This is a genomic window from Thermomonospora cellulosilytica (assembly GCF_014138835.1).
GTDB classification, from domain to species: Bacteria; Actinomycetota; Actinomycetes; order Streptosporangiales; family Streptosporangiaceae; genus Thermomonospora; species Thermomonospora amylolytica.
The window spans coordinates 6,893,508-6,913,091 of record NZ_JACJII010000001.1 but is presented as its reverse complement, the minus strand read 5'-3'; the positions used below and the strand labels follow the sequence as shown (position 1 = coordinate 6,913,091).

Genomic DNA, 19,584 nt, shown 5'->3' with positions numbered 1-19,584 from the left:
GGACGAACCGGACAAACGGTCCCCGCCCGCCGCCGGGTCCGGTGAAAGACCGCCAAAGGCCGGAGTCGTGCCTGGATATCGTGGGAGTGGGCGCCGCGGACCAGGGGCGGCGCACATCCTGAAATCGTCAGAAGGCCGTGCCGTGACTTCCTACATCCTGACCCTGTCGTGCCCGGACCGGCCCGGCATCGTCGCCGCCGTCTCGGGGCTGCTGGCCGAGCGCGACTGCAACATCCTGGAGAGCCAGCAGTACGGCGACGCCGACACCGGACGGTTCTTCATGCGGGTGCAGTTCAGCGCCCCGGAGGGGGTCGCGGCGGACGAACTGCGGGCCGCCCTGCACCTGCAGGCCGGGCGCTTCGCGCTGGACTGGCGGCTGCACGAGCCCGGCAGCCGCACCCGCGTGCTGATCATGGTGTCCAAGGCCGGGCACTGCCTGAACGACCTGCTGTACCGGACCCGTTCGGGGCTGCTGGACATCGACATCGTGGCGGTCGCCTCCAACCATCCGGACCTGCGCCCGCTCACCCAGTCGTACGGGGTCGACTACCACCACCTGCCGATCGGGCCGGGCGGCAAGGCCGCGCAGGAGGCGGAGATCCTGGCGCTGGTGGAGCACTACCAGGTGGACCTGGTGGTGCTGGCCCGCTACATGCAGGTGCTGTCGGACGAGTTCTGCGCCAAGCTGCCGGGCCGGATCATCAACATCCACCACTCGTTCCTGCCGAGCTTCAAGGGCGCCCGGCCCTACCACCAGGCGCACGCCCGGGGGGTCAAGCTGATCGGCGCCACCGCGCACTACGTGACGCCCGCCCTCGACGAGGGGCCGATCATCGAGCAGGAGGTCGCGCGGGTCGACCACACCCACAGCCCGGCGGACCTCATGGCGGTGGGGCGGGACATGGAGTGCCTGGCGCTGGCCCGCGCCGTCCGCTGGCACAGCGAGCACCGGATCCTGCTGGACGGCGACAAGACGGTCGTCTTCCGCTGAGACCGGCCCTCCCCGGCCCGTCGAATTGCGCCGCGAATTTCCCGGGAAATGTCCGGTCCGTCCGGGAACACGCCGCTTGGAGACGATTTCCGGACGGTCCGGAACGATCTGAAGATTCGGTGCATGATTTCCGGCTGCCGGGTTATATACGGGGCGCAAGGCCACGCCGTACGCAATGGGGGGAATTGTCGTGGCTGACACCAGCAGCAAGATGCAGCAGGCCAGGTCGCAGGACGAGGACGCGGCGCGGGCGCTCGACGAGCTCCGGCCCGACCAGCGGGCCGACCGCGCCGAGCGGGCCGCCGAGCGGGCCATGGAGCAGACCGAGGGCAGGGTGCGCGGCAAGGCGCAGCGGGCCCGGGACAAGGCGCGCAAGGCCAAGTGACCTAGCGTCCGGGCGGCGGGGCCGGTGGCGCGACAGGGCGCCACCGGCCCCGTCTCTTACCGGCAAGGACGATCTACCCAAACATCGCTTTTCGGAGTTGTTTAGCGACCGGGGCATTGAGCATCAACCGCACGTCACGCATTCGTCATCGGGGGGTGCAATCGTGACGCAGGAGAGCGGGAAGACGGCGACCAGGGAACGGGCCGGGACGGCGCCGGGCACGGCGACGGCCGGCACGCAGAGCCCCGTCAGGGCCGGCCAGGGCAAGGGCGAGCTGGTCACCTCCAGCGGGCGCACCACCATCGTCGGCGGCGTCGTCTCCAAGGTGGCCGGGATGGCGGCCCGGGAGATCGGCGGCGTGTACGCCATGGGTTCCGGGGTGGGCCGCACGCTCGGCTCGGTCAGGGAACGGCTGCCCGGCATGACCAGGAACGTCGCCCAGGGGGTGGCCGTCGAGGTCGGCGAACGCCAGGCGGCCGTCGACATCGACCTGGTGGTCGACTACGGGGTGTCCATCCCCGACCTGGCCAACGCCGTACGGGAGAACGTCATCCGGTCCGTCGAGCACATGTGCGGGCTGGAGGTCGTCGAGGTCAACGTCACCGTCGACGACATCCACCTGCCCGACGAGGACGGGGAGCAGCAGCAGGGCGGCGGGCAGCAGCGCGCCGAGCACGAGGAGCCCAGGGTCCGATGACCGCCCCGGCGCCGCCCGCGCCGTCCACGGCGGAGCTCGCCGGGCGGATCGCCGAGCGGGCCCGCGCCGTGGCCGGTGTCGTCCGCCTGACCGCCGGCCCCAGGGCGGAGGTGGTCACCTACCGTCCAGGTCCGCCGCTGCCGGGGGTGGCGGTGCGCGCCGACGAGGTGCGGGTGTCGGTGGTCGTGCTGCCGGACCGGCCCGTGACCGAGACGGCCGAGGCGGTCCGGGCGGCGGTCGCGCCGCTGGCGGGGGAGCGGGCGGTGCACGTCATCGTCGCCGACCTGGCCGATCCCGCCGAGACGACCGCCGGAGACGCGGCCAGGTGAACGACGCCCGCGAGCGGCGCGCGGCCTTCCGCGCCTGGGTGCGGGCCAACCATCCGGACGCGGGCGGCGACCCGGCCGCCTTCGCCGCCGGGCTGGAACGGCGCCGCCGCGCCCGGGCGGCCGAGGACGCGCCGGTGGTCGTGGTCCGGCGGCGGCCCGGGCTCGGGCCGCTGCACCGCTGGCTGGAACGCCGCAGGAGGCGGCGGGACCGCACGGTCGAATGAAGGGAAGCACGATGGAGCACACGATCTGGCCGATCGTCGGGTTGGTCTACGGGACCGTCCTCGGCATCGCCGCGGCCGCCGGCGGGTTCGCCGCGTTCGTCGCCGTGCTGGTGTTCGGGGTCCTCGGCTATCTGGGCGGGCGCGCGATCGCGGGCGACCTGGACCTCGGCGAGGTCTTCGGCACCGCCCGGACGCGCCGGGGGCCGACCTCATGAGCGCCGGCCGGCTGCGCTCGGAGCGCGGCGTCACCACCATCGCCGACCGGGTGGTGAGCAAGATCGTCTCACGGGCCGCCGCCGAGGCGGAGCGGGCCGGCGGCCTGGAACGCAGCGTGCTGGGCGTCCGGCTGGGCGAGGACCGCCGGGTCCGCGCCCGCGCCTCGGCCAGCGGCGGCAAGGTCGTCGCCCGGGTCGAGCTGTCGGTGGAGTACCCCGCGTCGATCCTGTCGGTGACCAGCCAGGCCCGCGAGCGCGTCCGGGAGCGGGTGGAGTCGCTGACCGGGCTGACGGTGGACCACGTCGACATCGACGTCACCGACCTGACGTCCCGGCGGCCGGGGAAGGCGGTGCGGGTCCGATGACCACGCACGCCGGACAGCTGCGGCCCGCCCGGCCCCGGCCCGCCCGCGGGGCCGTCGACCGCACCGCCCGGCGGGCCGCCCACCGGGTGTTCCGCCCGCGCCGGATGTGGCCCGCGCTGCTGGTGTCGGCGCTGCTGACCGTGGTGGGCGTGGTGGTCGCGACCGAGGTGATCGCCGCGCTGGCGGGGGCGTCCGCCGGGCTGATCGACCACGACCGGATCACGTCCTGGCTGTCGCGCACCTCCTGGAACGACGCGGTGACCATCGCCGCCGCCTCCGTGGCGGCCCTGCTCGGCCTGGCCTGCCTGGCCGCCGGGCTCAACCCCGGCCACACCTCCCTGGTCGAATTGCACAGCGACGACCCCGACCTGGTCGTCGGGGTGATGCCGCGCGGGCTGCGCCATGCCGTGGCCGCCGCGGCCGGCGACGTGGAGGCGGTCACCGCCGTCCGCAAGGTCAGGCTGCGGCGCCACCGGGTGCGCGTGGTGGTGGAGACCGCCCTGCGCGACCCGGCGGGTCTGGACGAACGGGTGGCCGAGGCGGTCGCCGGGCGGCTGGAACGGCTCGGCACCCGCCCCGCGCGGAAGGTGTCCGTACGGGTGCGTACCACGGAGGCGGTGTGAATCGCAGTGCGGCCGGGCTGAACCGGATCGGGCTCACCATCGTCGGGCTCCTGCTGCTGGCGGGGGGCGGCGCGGCGCTTGCCCGCGCGCTGGGCGTCTGGGGGCAGGGCGCGGCCCGCGAGCCCCTGCTGACCGACGGCCTGCGGACCCTGCCCGACACCTACGGGTGGTTCTGGTACGCGGTCGCCGTGGGCGCGGTGCTGGTCACCCTGCTGGCCCTGGCGTGGCTGCTCGCCCAGAGCCGCTCGGAGAAGCTCGGCGGGCTGTCGCTGGACGACCGCTCCGGAGGCTCCACCAAGGTCTCGGCGGCGGCGCTGACCTCCGCCGTCGAGGAGGACGTCGCCGCCCACCCCGGCGTGGAGAAGGCCCGCGCCAGGCTGCTGGGCAGCAGGAGGCATCCGCGGCTGGTCATGACCGTCGCCTACGGGGTCCGCGCCGACCCCGCGGAACTGCGCGGCGAGGTCGTGCCCGCGGCGGTCGCACGGCTGCGGAACGCGCTGGACCGGGAGACGCTGCCCACGGTGGTGCGGCTGCGCCTGGTCGACGCCCCCGAACACCGGACGCCCGTCTGAGCGCGCTTCCTCCGGGGCGGGCCCCTCGGGAACGGTCCTCGCTCCGCTGCGGCCGTCCTGATGAAGGGCGACCCCCGGACCCCCGGGGAGTCCCCGCCGATAGCCTTGCGTCCCGACGGGATCCCCGGGACTGGAGGCGTTGCGGATGCGGCTGGCCGGGCGGGCACAGGTGGCCATCACGGACCGTTCGGGCGGGGTGAGCGCCCCGCCGTTCGATGAGCGCAATCTCGGCGGCGCGGTCGGCGACGACCCGGAGGCGGTCCGCCGCAACCGCGAGCTGACCGCCCGCGAACTGGGGCTGGACCCGTCCCGGGTGGTCTACATGCGGCAGGTGCACAGCGCCGAGGTCCGGTACGTGACCGGGCCGTTCGGCGACGACCCGCCGGGCGTCGACGCGATCTTCACCGACCGGCCCGGCCTGGGGCTGGCCGTGCTGGTGGCCGACTGCGCGCCGGTGCTGGTGGCCGACCCCGACGCCGGGCTGGTGGGCGCCGCCCACTCCGGCCGGGTGGGCACCGCCGCGGGCGTGGTCCCGGCGCTGGTGGCGGCGATGGCCGAACGCGGCGCGGACCCCGCCCGGATGACCGCGCTGATCGGCCCGTGCGCCTGCGGCCTCTGCTACGAGGTGTCCGCCGGGATCCGCGACGAGGTGGCCGCGCTGATCCCCGAGACCCGCGCCACCACCCGGCGGGGCACCCCGGCGCTGGACGTGCGGGCCGGGGTGGAGGCCCAGCTCAAGCGGGCGGGCGTCGCCGACATCCGGCACGACGCCCGCTGCACCCTGGAGTCGCCGGAGCTGTACTCCTACCGGCGCTCGAACCGTACCGGCCGGTTCGCTGGGTACATCTGGCTGACCTGAGGGGTTGCGTCAAGAAACCCGGGCATGGCAGCCTCGCCCGCATGAGAGACGACATGGCCCGGGCGGTGGCGGCCTACGAGCAGACCGTGCGGTCGACGATCGCGCTCGCCCAGGACTTCTCCGACGCCGACTACGACCTGCCGACCGACCTGCCGGGCTGGACCGTCAAGGACGTCCTGTCCCACCTGATCGGCATCGAGCGGATGCTGCTCGGCGACCCCGTCCCGCAGCACACCCTGCCCGAGGACCTGCCCCACATTCGCAACGACTTCGCCCGCATGCTCGAGGTCGACGTGGACGTGCGCCGCCCGGTGCCCGGCCCCGAGGTCCTCGCCGAGCTCACCGAGACCCTCGAGCGCCGCCTCGTCCAGCTCCCCGGCATCGACCCCGACCAGGAGACCATCGCCCCCACCGGCAGGACGGTCCCCTACGTCGAGTTCATGACCTTCCGCGCGTTCGACTGCTACGTCCACGAACAGGACGTGCGCCGCGCCGTGGGCCGCCCCGGCAACCTCGACGCCCCCGCCGCCGAGTACACCCGCTACCGCCTCGGCTTCGGCCTGCCGTTCGTCGTGGGCAAGAAGGCCGGCGCCGAGCCCGGCCAGACCGTCAGGTTCGAGGTCACCGGCCCCGCCGCGTTCACCCGCCACATCGCCGTCGGCGACGACCGCCGGGCCCGCGACACCGACCCCGTCGACGCCCCCACCGCCACCCTGACCATGGACTGGGAGACCTTCATGCTCCTGTCCACCGGCCGCCGCACCCCCGACACCGTTCCCGTCCCCGCCACCGTCGCCGGCGACCAGGACCTGGCCACGAGGGTCCTCGCCAACATGAACACCACCCCCTGAGCCGGGGGCTCAGCACTCGATGACGTTGACGGCCAGGCCGCCGCGGCTGGTCTCCTTGTACTTGTCGAGCATGTCGCGGCCGGTGTCGCGCATGGTCTTGATGGCCTTGTCGAGGGAGACGAAGTGGCGGCCGTCGCCGCGCAGGGCCATGCGGGCGGCGGTGATGGCCTTGACGGCGCCCACGGCGTTGCGCTCGATGCAGGGGACCTGGACCAGGCCGCCCACGGGGTCGCAGGTCAGGCCCAGGTTGTGCTCGATGCCGATCTCGGCGGCGTTCTCCACCTGCTCGGGGGTGCCGCCGAGGACCTCGGCCAGGCCGGCGGCGGCCATCGAGCAGGCCGAGCCCACCTCGCCCTGGCAGCCGACCTCGGCGCCGGAGATGGAGGCGTTCTGCTTGAACAGCACGCCGATGGCGCCGGCGGCGAGCAGGAAGCGCACCACGCCGCCCTCGTCGGCGCCGGGGACGAAACGGTCGTAGTAGTGCAGGACGGCGGGGACGATGCCCGCCGCGCCGTTGGTGGGGGCGGTGACGATACGGCCGCCTGCGGCGTTCTCCTCGTTGACCGCCAGGGCGAACAGGGTGACCCAGTCCATGGCGTGCATCGGGTCGGCCGAGCCCTCGGTGCGCAGGCGGCGGTGCAGCTGCGGGGCGCGGCGACGGACCTTCAGGCCGCCGGGCAGCAGTCCCTCGGTGGTGCAGCCGCGCCGCACGCAGGCGCGCATCACCTGCCACAGCTCCAGCAGGCCGGTCCTGATCTCCGCCTCGGTACGGCCGAACGCCTGCTCGTTGGCCAGCATCAGGGCCGAGACCGACAGGCCGGTCTCGGCGCAGCGGGCCAGCAGCTCGGCGGCCGACTCGAACGGGTGGGGCAGAACGGTGTCGTCGGGCTTGATCCGGTCGGCCCCGGTGGCGTTCTCGTCCACCACGAACCCGCCGCCCACCGAGTAGTAGACCCGGGAGCGCAGCTCGGAACCGTCCGCGTCGTAGGCGGTGAAGCGCATCCCGTTCGGATGGCCCGGCAGGGACTCCTTGCGTTCGAAGATCAGGTGCTCGCCGACCACGAACGGGATCTCCACCTGGCCGAACAGGCGCAGCGTGCCCCGGTCGCGGATGGCGGCCAGACGCCCGGGAACGGCGTCGACGTCGACGAGTTCCGGTTTGTCGCCCTCCAGGCCCAGCATGACTGCCTTGTCGCTGCCGTGGCCCTTGCCGGTCAGGCCGAGCGAGCCGTACAGCACGGCCCGCACCGACGCGGTCTTCTCCAGCAGGCCGTCACGGCGCAGGCCGCGGGCGAAGCGGTGCGCGGCGGCCATCGGACCGCCGGTGTGCGAACTGGACGGGCCGATGCCCACCTTGAACAGGTCGAAGACGCTGATGGCCATGGCTACCTCGTTGTAGGCCAAGGCCCGGCGAGCCCCGCCGCGACCCCGCGGCACCGGGTCACGGGGTCACGGCGGCGGATCACAGGCCGGGGTAGAGGGGGTGCTTGTCGGCCAGGGCGCGCACCCGGGCCGACAGCGCGGCGATGTCGGGGTCGGGCTGCAGGGCCAGCGCGATCACGTCGGAGACCTCGGTGAAGTCCTCGGCCGTGAAGCCCCGGGTGGCCAGCGCGGGCGTGCCGATCCGCAGGCCGGAGGTCACCATCGGCGGGCGCGGGTCGTTGGGCACCGCGTTGCGGTTGACCGTGATCCCCACCGAGTGCAGCAGGTCCTCGGCGTCCCGCCCGGTGAGCTGGGAGTTGACCAGGTCGACCAGCACCAGGTGCACGTCGGTGCCGCCGGTCAGCACCTGCACCCCGGCCTTGGCGCAGTCCTCGGCCAGCAGCCGCTCGGCCAGGATCTTCGCGCCCTCCACGGTGCGGGCCTGCCGCTCGCGGAACTCCTCGGACGCGGCGATCTTCAGCGCCACCGCCTTGGCCGCGATCACGTGCTCCAGCGGGCCGCCCTGCATGCCCGGGAACACCGCCGAGTTGATCTTCTTGGCGTACTCGGCGCGGCACAGGATCAGCCCGCCGCGCGGGCCGCCCAGCGTCTTGTGGGTGGTGGTGGTGACGATGTCGGCGTACGGCACCGGCGAGGGGTGCAGCCCGGCCGCCACCAGCCCGGCGAAGTGCGCCATGTCCACCATCAGCAGCGCGCCCACCGAGTCGGCGATCCGCCGGAACTCGGCGAAGTCCAGCTGCCGGGGGTACGCCGACCAGCCCGCCACGATCATCTTCGGCCGGTGCTCGGCCGCCAGCGCCGCCACCTCGTCCATGTCGACGCGGCCGTCCTCGGCGCGCACGTGGTACGGCACCACGTTCAGCGTCTTGCCCGAGTAGTTGATCCGCATCCCGTGGGTGAGGTGACCGCCGTGCGCCAGGTCCAGGCCCAGGATGGTGTCGCCGTGCTCCAGCAGCGCGAAGTACACCGCCGTGTTGGCCTGCGCGCCCGAGTGCGGCTGCACGTTGGCGTGCTCGGCCCCGAACAGCTCCTTGGCCCGGTCGATCGCCAGCTGCTCGGCCACGTCCACGAACTCGCAGCCGCCGTAGTAGCGCCGCCCCGGATAACCCTCGGCGTACTTGTTGGTCAGCACCGAGCCCTGCGCCTGCAGCACCGCCACCGGGGCGAAGTTCTCCGAGGCGATCATCTCCAGGGTGTTCTGCTGGCGGCGCAGCTCCGCGGCCACGGCCTCGGCGATCTCCGGATCGACCGCGGCCAGCGGGTCGTGCAGTCCGAAGCTCATCAGGACTCCTCGATCAGCTTGCCGTAGGACTCGGCGTCCAGCAGGTCGCCGGGCTCCTCGCTGACCCGCACCTTGAGGATCCAGCCCTCCCCGTACGGGTCGTCGTTGATCACCTTGGGCTCGTCGATGACCGCCTGGTTGATCGCGGTGATCTCGCCGGACACCGGCGCGTACAGGTCGCTGACCGACTTGGTCGACTCCACCTCCCCGCACGGCTCGCCGGCCTCGACGGTGTCGCCCTCCCCGGAGTGCAACTCCAGGTAGACGATCTCACCGAGCGCGTCCGCGGCGTGCGCGGTGATGCCGATGGTGACCACGCCGTCCTCGTTGTCGAGACCGGCCACCCACTCGTGCTCTTCGCTGTAACGGAGCTGCTCAGGAACGCTCACGATCGCTTTCTCTCTTCCGGATCCGCACGTTTCACGAACGCTTGTAGAACGGCAGGTCGACCACGTCCACCGGTTCCCGCCTGCCGCGGACGTCGACGGCCAGCTCGCCGCCGGCGGCCCCGCTGTCGACGTAGGCCATGGCGATCGGCCTGCCCAGGGTCGGCGACGGGGCGCCGCTGGTCACCACCCCGCAGGTCGTGCCGTCCGCGGTGACCACCGGGTACCCCTTGCGGGGGGCCCGCCGGCCACGCGCCACCAACCCCACGAGCGTACGGCCCGGAGGGGTCTCGGCGTAGGCCGCCAGCACCTGCCGGCCCACGAAGTCGCCCGGCTTGCCCAGCTTGACCACCCGGCCCAGCCCCGCCTCGTACGGGGTGGTCTCGGCGGTCAGCTCGTTGCCGTACAGCGGCATCCCCGCCTCCAGCCGCAGCGTGTCCCGCGCCGACAGGCCGGCCGGCACCACGCCGTCCACCATGGCCAGCTCGTTCCACAGCGTGACGGCGTCGGCCGCGGCCACGAACAGCTCGAAGCCGTCCTCGCCCGTGTACCCCGTACGCGCGATCAAAGCGTCCACCCCGGCGACCCGCCCGCGCAGCCACGCGTAGTACTTCAGCCCGTCCAGCGGGGCGTCGGTGAACTGGGCCAGGATCGCCTGCGACTGCGGGCCCTGCAGCGCGATCAGCGCGTACTCGTCGCTGCGGTCGTCCACCCGGGCGTCGAACCGCCCGGCGATCCGCTCGGTGAGGGCGTCGCGGACGGTGGCCACGTTGGCGGCGTTGGCGACGACGAGGTACTCCTCCTCGTCCAGCCGGTAGACGATCAGGTCGTCCAGCACCCCGCCGTCCGGGGCGCAGATCATGGTGTAGCGGGCGCGGCCGGCCCTGACCGCCGACAGCTCGCCCACCAGCGCGTAGTCCAGCCCCTCGGCGGCCTGCGGGCCGGTGACGAGGATCTCGCCCATGTGGGACAGGTCGAACAGTCCCGCCCCGGTGCGGACCGCCCGGTGCTCGGCGGTCTCGCTGGTGTACCGCAGGGGCATCTGGAAACCGGCGAAGTCGACGAGGGTCGCGCCGAGTTCACGGTGCACGTCGTACAGCGGAGTCCGCTTGGCGGTGGTGTCATCGGCAGGCACGGGTCGGCTCCTTGTCACGGTGCGCTGGTCTCATGTTCCCATCCGGACCAGGCTGGACGGTGCCTCCCCCTCTGTCATCGGAGCCTGAGAGATTCGCCTCCCGCCGGGCGGGACGCTTTCACCGTCGGCGGGGGACCGGCGGGTCCCCGCTTTCCAGAGGTCGCCTGTCCCGTGCGGTCCTTGTGCCTGAGAGGTTCCGGGGAGGAGTTGCTCCTTCGGCGTCCCCCGCCGGCTGCGAGGGCGCTCTCCCGCGCGGGGTCATCGGCGCGGCCTCAGGCTAGCAGCGCCCCGGGGGCCGGGGCGAGACCGGCGTTCAGTCCAGGGCCAGGCGGACCGCGTCGGCGGGGCCGGCCGCGTGCCGGACGCCCGGCGGCTCCCGGCCGTCGGCGTCCAGCACCCGCCAGCCGCCGAGCTGCACCACCGGCACGTTCCCGCGCCGCATCGCATGCGCCAGCTCCGACAGCGTCCCCCACGAGCCGCCCACCACGATCACCGCGTCGGCCGCGGTCACCAGCAGCACGTTCCGGCCCTGGCCGAGGCCGGTGGGGATGGCGACCGTCAGGTCGGGGCAGGCGCCCGCGCGGTCGCCGCCGGACAGGATGCCCACCACCGTGCCGCCCGCCGCCCGCGCTCCGGCGGCCACCGCCGCCATCACGCCGCCGTAGCCGCCGCACAGCACGATCGCGCCGCGCTCGGCGAGCAGCCGCCCGACCTCCCGGGCGTCCCGTTCCTCCTGGGGCGTGCAGTCCGCGGGGCCGCACACCGCGATCTGCGGGGCCACCCGGCCCACGGTAGTTGCCGCGTCCGCCGAACTGGGTAGGGCGGTTCGCGAGGTCGTGGGCGACGGGTGACGGGCCTGTAACGTTTGCCCCCGGACGACCTCGACCGAAGGGCGGCCATGCTGAGCGAGATCGACGACCACCGGGTGCCGGGCCCGCCGGAGGCGCCGGCCGATCCGCTGGCGGCGGTGCTGCGCCCGGTCCGGGCCGGCAACGCGTTCGAGGAGACCGTGGAACGGCTCCTGCAGATCATCAAGCTCGGCGTGGTGGCGCACGGCGAGCGGCTCCCGCCGGAACGGGAGCTGGCCCCCCGGCTCGGCATCAGCCGGGTCACGCTGCGCGAGGCGATCCGCGCGCTCCAGCAGGAGGGGTACGTGGAGTCGCGGCGCGGCCGGTCCGGCGGCACCTTCGTGACCTACCGGACGCCCCGGCCCCGCTCGGGCGACCTGGCCCGGGTCGCCGAGGGGCAGGTGGGGCGGCTCACCGACGCCCTGACCTACCGGATGGCGGTGGAGACCGGAGCGGCGCAACTGCTGGCCACCATGGAGCTGACCGAGGCCCAGGCCGCCCGGCTGCGGCGCGCCCAGCAGGAGGCCAACGCCGCCGGGGAGGCCGACTACCGGCGGCTGGACGCCCGGTTCCACCTCACCGTCGCCGAGCTGACCGGGTCGACGCTGCTGGCCACGGCGTGCGCCGACGCCCGGATGCGGGTGACCGACCTGCTGAACGCCATCCCGGTGCTGCAGCGCAACATCGAGCACTCGGCCGTGCAGCACGAGGCCATCGTGAACGCCGTCCTGGCGGGCGACCCGGAGGCCGCGCGCCGGGCCGTGGTCGAGCATCTGGAGGGGACCGCCGCGCTGCTGCGCGGATTCCTGGCGTGATGGTCCCGGCATGAGCCGGGACGGCCCGTCCGGAAACCTTGGGGACGGGTTCGTTCGTACCGGATGACATACGCTTGACCCGATCGCGGGGGCGCAGATCATCGGAGGGCTCATGGAATCGCTGATCGTGCTGGGCGGCGCACTGCTGTTCTTCCTGCTGCTCATGCTGTCGATCGCGTTGCACGAGCTGGGGCACTTCAGCTTCGCCAAGCTCTTCGGGGTCCGCGTCCCGCAGTTCATGGTGGGCTTCGGGCCCACCCTGTGGTCCACCCGCCGGGGCGAGACCGAGTACGGGATCAAGTGGCTGCCGTTCGGCGGCTACATCCGGATGATCGGCATGCTGCCGCCCGCCAAGGGCGATCCGGCCGGCCGGGTGCGTTCCATGCGGACCGGCCCGTTCCAGGGGCTGATCGACTCGGCCCGGGGCGCGGCGCTGGAGGAGGTCGGCCCCGGCGACGAGGACCGGGTCTTCTACTCCAAGAAGTGGTGGCAGAAGCTGCTGATCATGGTCGGCGGCCCGGCCATGAACATCCTGCTGGCGGTGGTGTTCTTCGCCGTCCTGATCATGGGCTTCGGGGTGGAGCGCCCGCAGCCGGTGATCAGCACGGTGTCCGAGTGCGTCATCCCCGCCGCCGAGGCGGGCCGCGACGAGTGCCGCCCCGGCGAGAAGCCCACCCCCGCCGCCGCGGTGGGGCTGCGCCCGGGAGACCGCTTCGTCTCCTACAACGGCGTCCGCATCGAGGACTACGCGCAGCTGCAGCGCCTGATCCGCGACTCCGGCGGCAAGACCGTGCAGGTCGTCGTGGCCGACCGCCAGGGCGCCCGGCGCACGCTCGACGTTCCCGTCACCACCAACCAGCTGCGCTCCCTCGACGACCCCGACAAGGTCGAGACCGTCGGCTTCCTGGGCATCAGCCCGCTGGTGGAGCGCGAGCGGCTCGGCCCCGGCGCGGTCGTCGACCACATGACCGAGATGACCCAGCGCACCGTGGTCGCCCTGGTGCAGCTCCCGCAGCGGATGGTCGACGTGTGGCACGCCGCGTTCGGCGGCGCGGAACGCGACCCCGAGGGCCCCATCGGCGTGGTCGGCGCCAGCCGCCGCATCGGCGGCGAGATCATCGCCTCCGAGCACCCCACCACCGACAAGATCGTCTGGTTCGTCTCGGTGCTGGCCGCCGTCAACTTCGGCGTCGGCATGTTCAACCTGATCCCGCTGCTGCCGCTGGACGGCGGCCACATCGCCGGCGCCCTGTGGGAGGCCGTCAAGCGCGGCGTCGCCCGCCTCCTGCGCCGCCCCGACCCCGGCTACGTCGACGTGGCCAAGGCCCTCCCGCTCACCTACGTGATGGCCTCCGTCTTCCTGTTCATGGGCGCCCTGCTCATCTACGCCGACCTGGTCAACCCCATCCACTTCTCCGGCTGACCCGTTCCTCTGGGGACGACTCCCGGCCCCCGGAGCGGGGATCAGGCGATCCTCGCTCCGCTGCGGTCACCTGACCCGCACCGCCCGAACGGCGAAAGCCGAACACGGGCGGCCATCCGCCCGCCGGGTGCTCAGACGTCCAGCAGGGTCGCCGGGGTCAGGATGATCGGGAAGGGGTCGGAGACCTTGAGCTCCTCGTCGTCGACCGCCACATGGGCGGTCTCGTAGGCGCCGCGGTCGTTCAACGCCAGGACCTCGATGCGGGCGACGGGCCGGAAGTCCACGATCCAGTACCAGGGGATGCCGGCCTCGGCGTACTCGCGGCGCTTGACCACCCGGTCGGTCTGCTCGCTGCCGCTGCGGCGGGAGACGACCTCGGCGACCAGTATCAGGTCGGCGCCGCTGTAGGTGCTCCTGTCCTCCATGAGGGTCGCCAGCCGGGCGGCGGAGTCGATGACGAAGACGTCGGGCTTGCGCACGCCCGCCGGGATGCTGAACTCCTCGTCCCCGCCCCTGCCGACGTGCACGGGCGCGGAGGCCGCCTCGGCGGCCCGGGCGAGGGCGTCGTGGAGGTTGCCGGCGACGGCGCCGTGCAGGGGGGAGGGGGACATCTCTACCAGCCAGCCCTGGGACAGCTCCCAGCCCTTGCCGTCCTCGGGAAGGGCGTGCAGGTCCTCGATCGTGTAGGGACCCCAGCTCCACGGCTGGTCATGGCGGAAGGCGACACCCACGTCCTCCTCCTTCGTCGTCCCCGTAGGCAGTCTAGCCAGTGACGGCCCGGCCGGATCGGGCTGCGCACGGGATCAGTCCAGGACGGGGGCCAGGGCTCGGACGGTGTCGATGGTGTCGGCCTCGGCGGAGGTCTTGTCGGGGCGGTAGCGCAGCACGCGGGCGAAGCGGAGGGCCAGGCCGGCGGGGTAGCGGGGGCTGCGCTGCAGGCCGTCGAAGGCGATCTCGACGACGAATTCGGGGCGCAGGTGGACGGTCCAGGAGTCCTGGCGGACGGCCAGTTCCCGGAAGCGCTCGGTCTGCCAGGCCAGCAGTTCGTCGGTGAGGCCCTTGAAGGTCTTGCCGAGCATGACGAAGCCGCCGGTGGACGGGTCGCGGGCGCCCAGGTGGAGGTTGGACAGGTAGCCGCTGCGGCGGCCGTGGCCCCACTCGGCGGCCAGCACCACCAGGTCGAGGGTGTGCCGGGGCTTGACCTTGATCCAGCCCGCGCCGCGGCGGCCGGCGGTGTACGGGGTGTCCAGGGACTTGACCACCACGCCCTCGTGGCCGCGCCGCACCGCGTCGGCGAAGAACTCCGCGGCCTCCTGCGGGGAGTCGGTGACCAGCCTCGGCATCAGCAGGTCCGCCGGAACGGCCTCGGCCAGCGCCGCGTAGCGGTCGGCGGCCGGGCGGTCGAGCAGGTCCTCGCCGTCCAGGCGCAGGGCGTCGAACACGAAGATCGACAGCGGCACCGACTCGGTGGCCGTGCGGGTCGCGGTGCGGGCGCCGGTGACCTGGAACGGGTGGGGCCGCCCGTCGGGGCGCAGCGCGATCAGCTCGCCGTCGAGGACCGCGTCGCGCAGCGGCAGGCCCGCCGCGGCCGCCACGACCTCCGGCAGGCGGTCGGTGATGTCGTCGAGGGTGCGGGTGAACACGCCCACCCGGTCGCCGTCGACGTGGATCTGGGCGCGGACGCCGTCCAGCTTCCACTCCACGGCGACCCGCTTGCCGCCGGGGCCGCTGTCCAGCTTGGCCAGCGCCTCCGCCACGGACGGGGCGCCGGCGGCCAGCATCGGCCTGACCGGCCGCCCCACCTGGAGGGTGAACGCCTCCAGGGCCTGCGCGCCGCCGCCGAGCGCGGCCGTGGCGACCGGGCCGATCGCCCCGCGCAGCATCACCGCGCGCCGTACCCGGGCGGCGGGAACCCCGGCGGCCCTGGCCACGGCGTCGACCATCACGCCGTGCAGGGCGCCCTGCCGCAGTTCCCCGGACAGCAGCCGGATCAGGAAGTCCTGCTCGGCCCGGGTGGCGCGGGCCAGCAGCGCGCCCAGCAGTTCGCGGCGGCGGGCCACCGAGCCCTTGCCGGAGGCCGCCCCGATCTCGGTGAACGCCGCGTCGACCTCGGCCACGGCGAGCGCCGGCTCGGCGGCGGGCGGCGGCAGGTCCCGCAGCGCGGCGTACCCGACCCCGATCTGGCGCTGCGGCAGCTCACCGGACAGATAGGCCACCGTTACCGCGGCGTCGTCCGGCCCCGCGGCGCGCAGGCAGTCCGCCAGGAGGTCGATCTTGCCCCGGCGGGCGGACGTGCGGGCCACCTCCGCTGAGGTGCGGGCGATCTCGGCGAGCAGCATCCCCTCATTGTCGCCGCCGCCACCGACAGCGAACCTCCGCCTGGCAGGAGCCGCGGGCCTTTGCCTAGCCTGTCGGGTGGTGACCACCGGGGAGAGGGGAGCGGAGTGGGCCTGCCGCGGCCGCCCGAGGACTTCGACCGGATCTACTCGCCGCCGGAGCCGCCCGCGCCGGCGCGCCGGTCCAGGCGCTTCACCCTCCTGCTGGCGGCGGGGGCCGTCGCTGCGGTGGCGGCGGTGGCCCTGGTCCTGCTGCCCGGCGGGGATCCCGGCGGCGGGGCCGCGCCGGGCGGGACGGCGTCCCCGGCCCCGGTCCCGGACGGAACGTCAGGCTCCCCGCACCGGCGGTACTCGGCGCTGCCCCCGGCGTGCGGGACCGTGTCGGAGCGGACCGTGCGGCGGCTGGTGCCGGACGGGCGGCCGACGTCGAGCGGGAACGCCACGTTCGGCTACTGCGGGTACGGCTCGGCCTCCGGCGAGGCCCGGTGGCTGTCGGTCGACCTGCGGCTGTACACGGCGGTGGGGGCGTTCACGCCGGAGCAGAGCGCCCAGCGGCACTTCGACATCAAGTGGACGCTGGCCGGCCGCTCGACCGAGGAGCGGACGGTCACCCTGGAGGCGCTGCCGGGGCTCGGTGACCAGGCGTACCGGTGGTTCAAGGTGGACCGGCACCGGCCGCTGGCGATCGGCGAGGTCGCGGTGCGCACCGGCAACGTGGTGGTCACCGCCGGCTACAGCGAGCCGGTGGCCGGGACGGAGCCCTCGCCGCGGCAGCGGGAGCGGTGCCTGGCGGAGGCCGCGGCGATCGCCCGGGAAGTGCTGGGGCGGCTCGGCTAAAGCATTTGCGGGTAATCGGCCGAACTCGTTAAGTGACTCGCGATTCACCTTTAAACTATCGCGGTAAATGCGGGTGTAAGCCGATTCGCGGGGGGTATCGGTCCCGGCGTCGGGTGCGCGCGGAGGGGAGACGCGTGCCCAGGAGGAGGAGGGCGCACAACGTGGCCGCTCGATCGGTGGGGGTGTCCTGGGTCTAGACCGGTCTAGACCTGCGATCACCTCGGTAGAGGAGAACACGGCAGTGCCGAGTGGAACCGCCGGGCGGAGGCTCCGCCCGGCGGTTCCGTGTCACCGGGCGTTCACTTTTCGGATAACCCCCGTAAGTCCGGTCCGCATCCATTGCGCCGGTCGTCCGGAATGGCGGGCGACGCGAATATCGGTCAGGGTGCGACGGGCGTTCCGCATCTGCCGAACATCGGGGCCGCCGGCCGCGTGATCGTCTTCGTCTCCCGTTCACCGGACCGGGCGCGGGTCCTCCCGGTACCGCCGCAGGACCGGTCCCCACCAGCCGGTCATCGCCCGCTCGACGTCCGCCGGGCACGGCACGGCGTGCACCACCGCCTTCAGCGAGGACAGGTCGTGCCTGCGGCGCACGTCCTCCGGCAGCCGCAGCAGTTCCTCGAACATGTCCGGCGTCATCTGGACGTGCTCGATCCGGTTGCGTTCGACGGTGCGCAGCAGGCCCTCCGGGTCGAACCTCGGCATGATCGTCAGGTCGACGCCGTTGCGCATCGCCCAGACCGCGTGCGCGTTGGGGACGGTGTCGTAGAGCGGCGCCGGGACCATCGTCCGCATGCCGGGCCCCAGCCCGAAGCCGTCACCGAGCCCCGCACGCCGCGCCCCGTACGCGGCGGGGGCGGCCCGCCACGGCTCGTTGCCCTCGATCATGGCCTCCAGCGTCGGATGGCGGCGGGTCACCCCGTTCGGCGGCAGCCCGTACGCGGCGGTCAGCTCCACCGGCGGCCGGACCTCCACCACCCCGGCCCCCTCCGGCAGCGCCTCCTCCACCGCCGACACCAGGTCGGTGTGCGCGAACACCGCCCGCGCCCCGCGCAGCGCCTCCGCCAGCCCGTCGCCCCGCCGGTGCCAGTCCACCGGGACCGGCGCCGCGCCCAGCGCCTCCGCCGCCGCGGTGACCTCCAGGAACGCCGGCTCGTTGCGGAGCATCAGCGCCACCCGGTCGCCCGCCCGCACCCCCATCGCGTCCAGCCCGGCCGCGATCCGCGCCGCCCGCCCGTTCAGCTCGTCGTAGGACCGCTTCCGCTGGCCGAAACGCACCCCTGTGGTCATGTCCGATCCTTCGCTGCCGGGGGCCGCATCCGGTCGCCGCGACCGGCGCCCGGACTTCAACGTCACCGCTGTCCCACATTCGGTCAAGAGCCGGCGCGGGTACGTTGGGGCGCGTGCTGGAGTGTCAGGTGTGGTGGGCGAGACGCGACGACGTACGCCCCTGGCATGTGGACCTGCTGAACGACACCGAGCGCGCCCGCCGCGACCGGTACCGGCGCGACGCCGACCGCGACCGCTTCACCGTGGGCGTCGCCGTGACCCGCCTGGCCGCCGGGGCCCTGCTGGGCGTCGCGCCGCAGGAGGTGCCGCTGGACCGCACCTGCCCCGGCTGCGGCGCCCCGCACGGCCGTCCCACGATCGCGGGCGGCCCGCACCTGTCGGTCTCGCACTCGGGGGACCTCGTGGTCGTCGCGCTGACCCGCGGCGGCCCGGTCGGCGTGGACGTCGAGGAGTCCTCCGACCGCCTCAACGAGGGCATCGCCCGGCAGTTGCTCGCCTCCGACGAGGCCGCCGACCTGCGGGACCTGGGCCGGGCCTGGTTCCGGCAGGGCCTGCTGACGTACTGGACCCGCAAGGAGGCCGTCCTGAAGGCCACCGGGGACGGGCTGCGGGTGCCGCTGACCGACGTGCGGGTCTCCGCCCCCGACGAGCCCCCGCGCCTGCTGTCCTGGGAGGGCCGGCGCGACCTGCCCGGCCGGATGACCCTGCGGACCCTGGACCCCGGCCCCGGCTACGCGGCCTGCCTGGCCCTGATCGACCAGCCCGACCCGGTGATCGCCGAACGGTCCGCGAGCCCCGGCCTAGCCGACCCGGGGGGCTGGGACGCGGGCCAGTAGCCGCATGGCGGCCGGGGACAGCCGCGACAGCCCGCGCAGCAGCCGGGCCTCGGCGTTGACCGCGACGACCGGCTTGTTCTTGACGATGGCCTCGACGATGCGCTCGGCGACCTTCTCCGGCGGGTAGCGGCGCAGCCGCAGCCCCCGCTGGCCGAGGGCGCGCAGGCGTTCGGCCCGCGCCTCGTCCATGCCGACGATGCGCGCGTTCCGCACGATGTTCGTCTCCGAGAAGCCGGGACAGACGGCGGTCACCCCGATGCGCTCGGGAGCCAGTTCGGCGCGCAGGCACTCGCTGAGCATCAGCACCGCGGCCTTGGTGGTGCAGTACGCGGGGAGCGCGCGGCTGGGGGAGTAGGCGGCGGCGGAGGCGATGTTGACGATGTGGCCGCCCTTGTTGGGCCGGTCCGGCCTGGTGGGCAGGGCGCGGGAGCGCTCGGCCATCTGCGCGCCGAACAGCCGGCAGCCGTGGATCACGCCCCACAGGTTGACGCCCATGACGCGGTCCCAGTCCTCCAGGCCGGTGTCCAGGAACGGCCCGCTCACCGCGATCCCGGCGTTGTTGACCACGATGTCGGGGACCCGGTGCCCGTCCCGGACGGCGGCGGCGAACTTCTCCATCGCCGCGGCGTCGGCCACGTCCACCCGGCAGGCGGTGGCGGCCGGGCCGAGGGCGCCGGCCAGCGCGGCGGTCCGTTCGGCGGCGGCGCCGTCGACGTCGGCGGCGATCACCGTGGCGCCGCGCTCGGCCAGGGCCAGCGCGGTGGCCCGGCCGAAGCCGCTGCCGGCGCCGGTGACCACCGCCAGCGCGCCGTCGAAGGGGGCTACGGGCATCACGACCTCCG

Annotated in this window: 24 protein-coding genes and 2 riboswitches; of the genes, 15 read left to right on the top strand and 9 right to left on the bottom strand. The window is 73.9% G+C overall.

From position 1 onward, the window contains the following. Positions 1-142 precede the first annotated feature (142 nt). The 11 genes from purU to HNR21_RS32465 all read left to right on the top strand — a co-directional run bounded on the left by purU (position 143) and on the right by HNR21_RS32465 (position 6,111). Entirely contained in the window at positions 143-991 is an 849-nt protein-coding gene (gene purU, locus HNR21_RS32515; protein WP_182708144.1) for a formyltetrahydrofolate deformylase, read from the top strand. Positions 992-1,181: 190 nt separating this feature from the next. Further along, positions 1,182-1,376 (top strand): hypothetical protein, encoded by a 195-nt coding sequence (locus HNR21_RS32510; protein ID WP_182708143.1) that lies wholly within the window; start codon positions 1,182-1,184, stop codon positions 1,374-1,376. 163 nt (positions 1,377-1,539) lie between these two features. Next, positions 1,540-2,073, top strand: coding sequence for an Asp23/Gls24 family envelope stress response protein (locus tag HNR21_RS32505; RefSeq protein ID WP_182708142.1), 534 nt, complete (start codon positions 1,540-1,542; stop codon positions 2,071-2,073). Next, the gene (locus HNR21_RS32500) at positions 2,070-2,402 is read left to right on the top strand and encodes a hypothetical protein (RefSeq protein ID WP_246442411.1); all 333 of its coding nucleotides are present in this window, start codon (positions 2,070-2,072) and stop codon (positions 2,400-2,402) included. Before HNR21_RS32505 ends, HNR21_RS32500 begins: the two co-directional genes overlap by 4 nt. Then, complete coding sequence (locus HNR21_RS32495; RefSeq protein ID WP_182708141.1) at positions 2,399-2,626, top strand: hypothetical protein; 228 nt, start codon at positions 2,399-2,401, stop codon at positions 2,624-2,626. Before HNR21_RS32500 ends, HNR21_RS32495 begins: the two co-directional genes overlap by 4 nt. A gap of 23 nt (positions 2,627-2,649) precedes the next feature. After that, positions 2,650-2,841, top strand: coding sequence for a hypothetical protein (locus HNR21_RS32490; protein ID WP_182708955.1), 192 nt, complete (start codon positions 2,650-2,652; stop codon positions 2,839-2,841). After that, complete coding sequence (locus tag HNR21_RS32485) at positions 2,838-3,206, top strand: Asp23/Gls24 family envelope stress response protein (RefSeq protein WP_119728924.1); 369 nt, start codon at positions 2,838-2,840, stop codon at positions 3,204-3,206. Before HNR21_RS32490 ends, HNR21_RS32485 begins: the two co-directional genes overlap by 4 nt. Beyond that, positions 3,203-3,829: a DUF6286 domain-containing protein gene (locus HNR21_RS32480; protein ID WP_182708140.1), complete on the top strand. Its 627-nt coding sequence runs from the start codon at positions 3,203-3,205 to the stop codon at positions 3,827-3,829. Before HNR21_RS32485 ends, HNR21_RS32480 begins: the two co-directional genes overlap by 4 nt. Next, complete coding sequence (gene amaP, locus HNR21_RS32475; protein WP_182708139.1) at positions 3,826-4,401, top strand: alkaline shock response membrane anchor protein AmaP; 576 nt, start codon at positions 3,826-3,828, stop codon at positions 4,399-4,401. Before HNR21_RS32480 ends, amaP begins: the two co-directional genes overlap by 4 nt. A 145-nt stretch (positions 4,402-4,546) precedes the next feature. Next, the gene (gene pgeF / locus HNR21_RS32470; protein ID WP_182708138.1) at positions 4,547-5,260 is read left to right on the top strand and encodes a peptidoglycan editing factor PgeF; all 714 of its coding nucleotides are present in this window, start codon (positions 4,547-4,549) and stop codon (positions 5,258-5,260) included. A 41-nt stretch (positions 5,261-5,301) separates the two neighbouring features. Further along, positions 5,302-6,111: a maleylpyruvate isomerase family mycothiol-dependent enzyme gene (locus tag HNR21_RS32465; protein ID WP_182708137.1), complete on the top strand. Its 810-nt coding sequence runs from the start codon at positions 5,302-5,304 to the stop codon at positions 6,109-6,111. A gap of 9 nt (positions 6,112-6,120) precedes the next feature. Here HNR21_RS32465 and HNR21_RS32460 read toward each other — a convergent pair whose 3' ends face one another. The 5 genes from HNR21_RS32460 to HNR21_RS32440 all read right to left on the bottom strand — a co-directional run bounded on the left by HNR21_RS32460 (position 6,121) and on the right by HNR21_RS32440 (position 11,138). Next, positions 6,121-7,494, bottom strand: coding sequence for an L-serine ammonia-lyase (locus HNR21_RS32460; RefSeq protein WP_182708136.1), 1,374 nt, complete (start codon positions 7,492-7,494; stop codon positions 6,121-6,123). A gap of 79 nt (positions 7,495-7,573) precedes the next feature. After that, on the bottom strand, positions 7,574-8,836 hold the full coding sequence (glyA, locus tag HNR21_RS32455) for a serine hydroxymethyltransferase (RefSeq protein WP_182708135.1): 1,263 nt from the start codon (positions 8,834-8,836) through the stop codon (positions 7,574-7,576). Next, complete coding sequence (gene gcvH, locus HNR21_RS32450; protein ID WP_119728931.1) at positions 8,836-9,225, bottom strand: glycine cleavage system protein GcvH; 390 nt, start codon at positions 9,223-9,225, stop codon at positions 8,836-8,838. The genes glyA and gcvH overlap by 1 nt, the downstream gene beginning before the upstream one ends. 31 nt (positions 9,226-9,256) lie before the next feature. Further along, entirely contained in the window at positions 9,257-10,357 is a 1,101-nt protein-coding gene (gene gcvT / locus HNR21_RS32445; protein WP_182708134.1) for a glycine cleavage system aminomethyltransferase GcvT, read from the bottom strand. Positions 10,358-10,425: 68 nt separating this feature from the next. Further along, positions 10,426-10,517, bottom strand: a riboswitch (glycine riboswitch). Positions 10,518-10,521: 4 nt separating this feature from the next. Then, positions 10,522-10,618: riboswitch (glycine riboswitch) on the bottom strand. A 52-nt stretch (positions 10,619-10,670) separates the two neighbouring features. Further along, positions 10,671-11,138 (bottom strand): TIGR00725 family protein, encoded by a 468-nt coding sequence (locus tag HNR21_RS32440; RefSeq protein WP_182708133.1) that lies wholly within the window; start codon positions 11,136-11,138, stop codon positions 10,671-10,673. A 117-nt stretch (positions 11,139-11,255) separates the two neighbouring features. Between HNR21_RS32440 and HNR21_RS32435 the strand changes: the two genes are divergently transcribed. Further along, positions 11,256-12,020, top strand: coding sequence for a FadR/GntR family transcriptional regulator (locus tag HNR21_RS32435; protein ID WP_119728933.1), 765 nt, complete (start codon positions 11,256-11,258; stop codon positions 12,018-12,020). Positions 12,021-12,132: 112 nt separating this feature from the next. After that, positions 12,133-13,443 carry a M50 family metallopeptidase gene (locus HNR21_RS32430; protein WP_182708132.1) on the top strand — a complete coding sequence of 437 codons (1,311 nt, stop codon included), beginning with the start codon at positions 12,133-12,135 and terminating at the stop codon, positions 13,441-13,443. A gap of 131 nt (positions 13,444-13,574) precedes the next feature. On the opposite strand, the gene HNR21_RS32425 is transcribed toward HNR21_RS32430, so the two are convergent. Then, positions 13,575-14,174, bottom strand: coding sequence for a Uma2 family endonuclease (locus tag HNR21_RS32425; RefSeq protein WP_182708131.1), 600 nt, complete (start codon positions 14,172-14,174; stop codon positions 13,575-13,577). A gap of 72 nt (positions 14,175-14,246) precedes the next feature. Next, entirely contained in the window at positions 14,247-15,782 is a 1,536-nt protein-coding gene (locus HNR21_RS32420) for an ATP-dependent DNA ligase (RefSeq protein WP_182708130.1), read from the bottom strand. Between the two features lie 105 nt (positions 15,783-15,887). On the opposite strand from HNR21_RS32420, the gene HNR21_RS32415 reads away from it, so the two are divergent. Then, the gene (locus tag HNR21_RS32415) at positions 15,888-16,616 is read left to right on the top strand and encodes a hypothetical protein (RefSeq protein ID WP_182708129.1); all 729 of its coding nucleotides are present in this window, start codon (positions 15,888-15,890) and stop codon (positions 16,614-16,616) included. A gap of 453 nt (positions 16,617-17,069) precedes the next feature. Here the strand turns inward: HNR21_RS32415 and HNR21_RS32410 are convergent, their stop codons facing one another. Further along, positions 17,070-17,906 (bottom strand): AMP-binding protein, encoded by an 837-nt coding sequence (locus HNR21_RS32410; RefSeq protein WP_182708128.1) that lies wholly within the window; start codon positions 17,904-17,906, stop codon positions 17,070-17,072. Between the two features lie 113 nt (positions 17,907-18,019). Here HNR21_RS32410 and HNR21_RS32405 point away from each other — a divergent pair, with 113 nt between their 5' ends. Further along, positions 18,020-18,742, top strand: a complete 723-nt coding sequence (locus HNR21_RS32405) for a 4'-phosphopantetheinyl transferase family protein (protein WP_312881480.1) — start codon at positions 18,020-18,022, stop codon at positions 18,740-18,742. Here HNR21_RS32405 and HNR21_RS32400 read toward each other — a convergent pair. Then, complete coding sequence (locus HNR21_RS32400; protein WP_246442410.1) at positions 18,707-19,573, bottom strand: SDR family NAD(P)-dependent oxidoreductase; 867 nt, start codon at positions 19,571-19,573, stop codon at positions 18,707-18,709. The genes HNR21_RS32405 and HNR21_RS32400 overlap by 36 nt on opposite strands. Between the last annotated feature and the right edge of the window lie 11 nt (positions 19,574-19,584).

What these genes read in the sequence shown, in the direction of transcription:
- HNR21_RS32460 (WP_182708136.1), bottom strand. Translation starts at nt 7,494, where the DNA reads ATGGCCATCAGCGTCTTCGACCTGTTCAAGGTGGGCATCGGCCCGTCC.
- HNR21_RS32410 (WP_182708128.1), bottom strand. Translation starts at nt 17,906, where the DNA reads ATGACCACAGGGGTGCGTTTCGGCCAGCGGAAGCGGTCCTACGACGAG.
- glyA (WP_182708135.1), bottom strand. Translation starts at nt 8,836, where the DNA reads ATGAGCTTCGGACTGCACGACCCGCTGGCCGCGGTCGATCCGGAGATC.
- HNR21_RS32420 (WP_182708130.1), bottom strand. Translation starts at nt 15,782, where the DNA reads ATGCTGCTCGCCGAGATCGCCCGCACCTCAGCGGAGGTGGCCCGCACG.
- HNR21_RS32435 (WP_119728933.1), top strand. Translation starts at nt 11,256, where the DNA reads ATGCTGAGCGAGATCGACGACCACCGGGTGCCGGGCCCGCCGGAGGCG.
- HNR21_RS32430 (WP_182708132.1), top strand. Translation starts at nt 12,133, where the DNA reads ATGGAATCGCTGATCGTGCTGGGCGGCGCACTGCTGTTCTTCCTGCTG.
- HNR21_RS32480 (WP_182708140.1), top strand. Translation starts at nt 3,203, where the DNA reads ATGACCACGCACGCCGGACAGCTGCGGCCCGCCCGGCCCCGGCCCGCC.
- HNR21_RS32500 (WP_246442411.1), top strand. Translation starts at nt 2,070, where the DNA reads ATGACCGCCCCGGCGCCGCCCGCGCCGTCCACGGCGGAGCTCGCCGGG.
- pgeF (WP_182708138.1), top strand. Translation starts at nt 4,547, where the DNA reads ATGCGGCTGGCCGGGCGGGCACAGGTGGCCATCACGGACCGTTCGGGC.
- HNR21_RS32465 (WP_182708137.1), top strand. Translation starts at nt 5,302, where the DNA reads ATGAGAGACGACATGGCCCGGGCGGTGGCGGCCTACGAGCAGACCGTG.
- HNR21_RS32485 (WP_119728924.1), top strand. Translation starts at nt 2,838, where the DNA reads ATGAGCGCCGGCCGGCTGCGCTCGGAGCGCGGCGTCACCACCATCGCC.
- HNR21_RS32400 (WP_246442410.1), bottom strand. Translation starts at nt 19,573, where the DNA reads ATGCCCGTAGCCCCCTTCGACGGCGCGCTGGCGGTGGTCACCGGCGCC.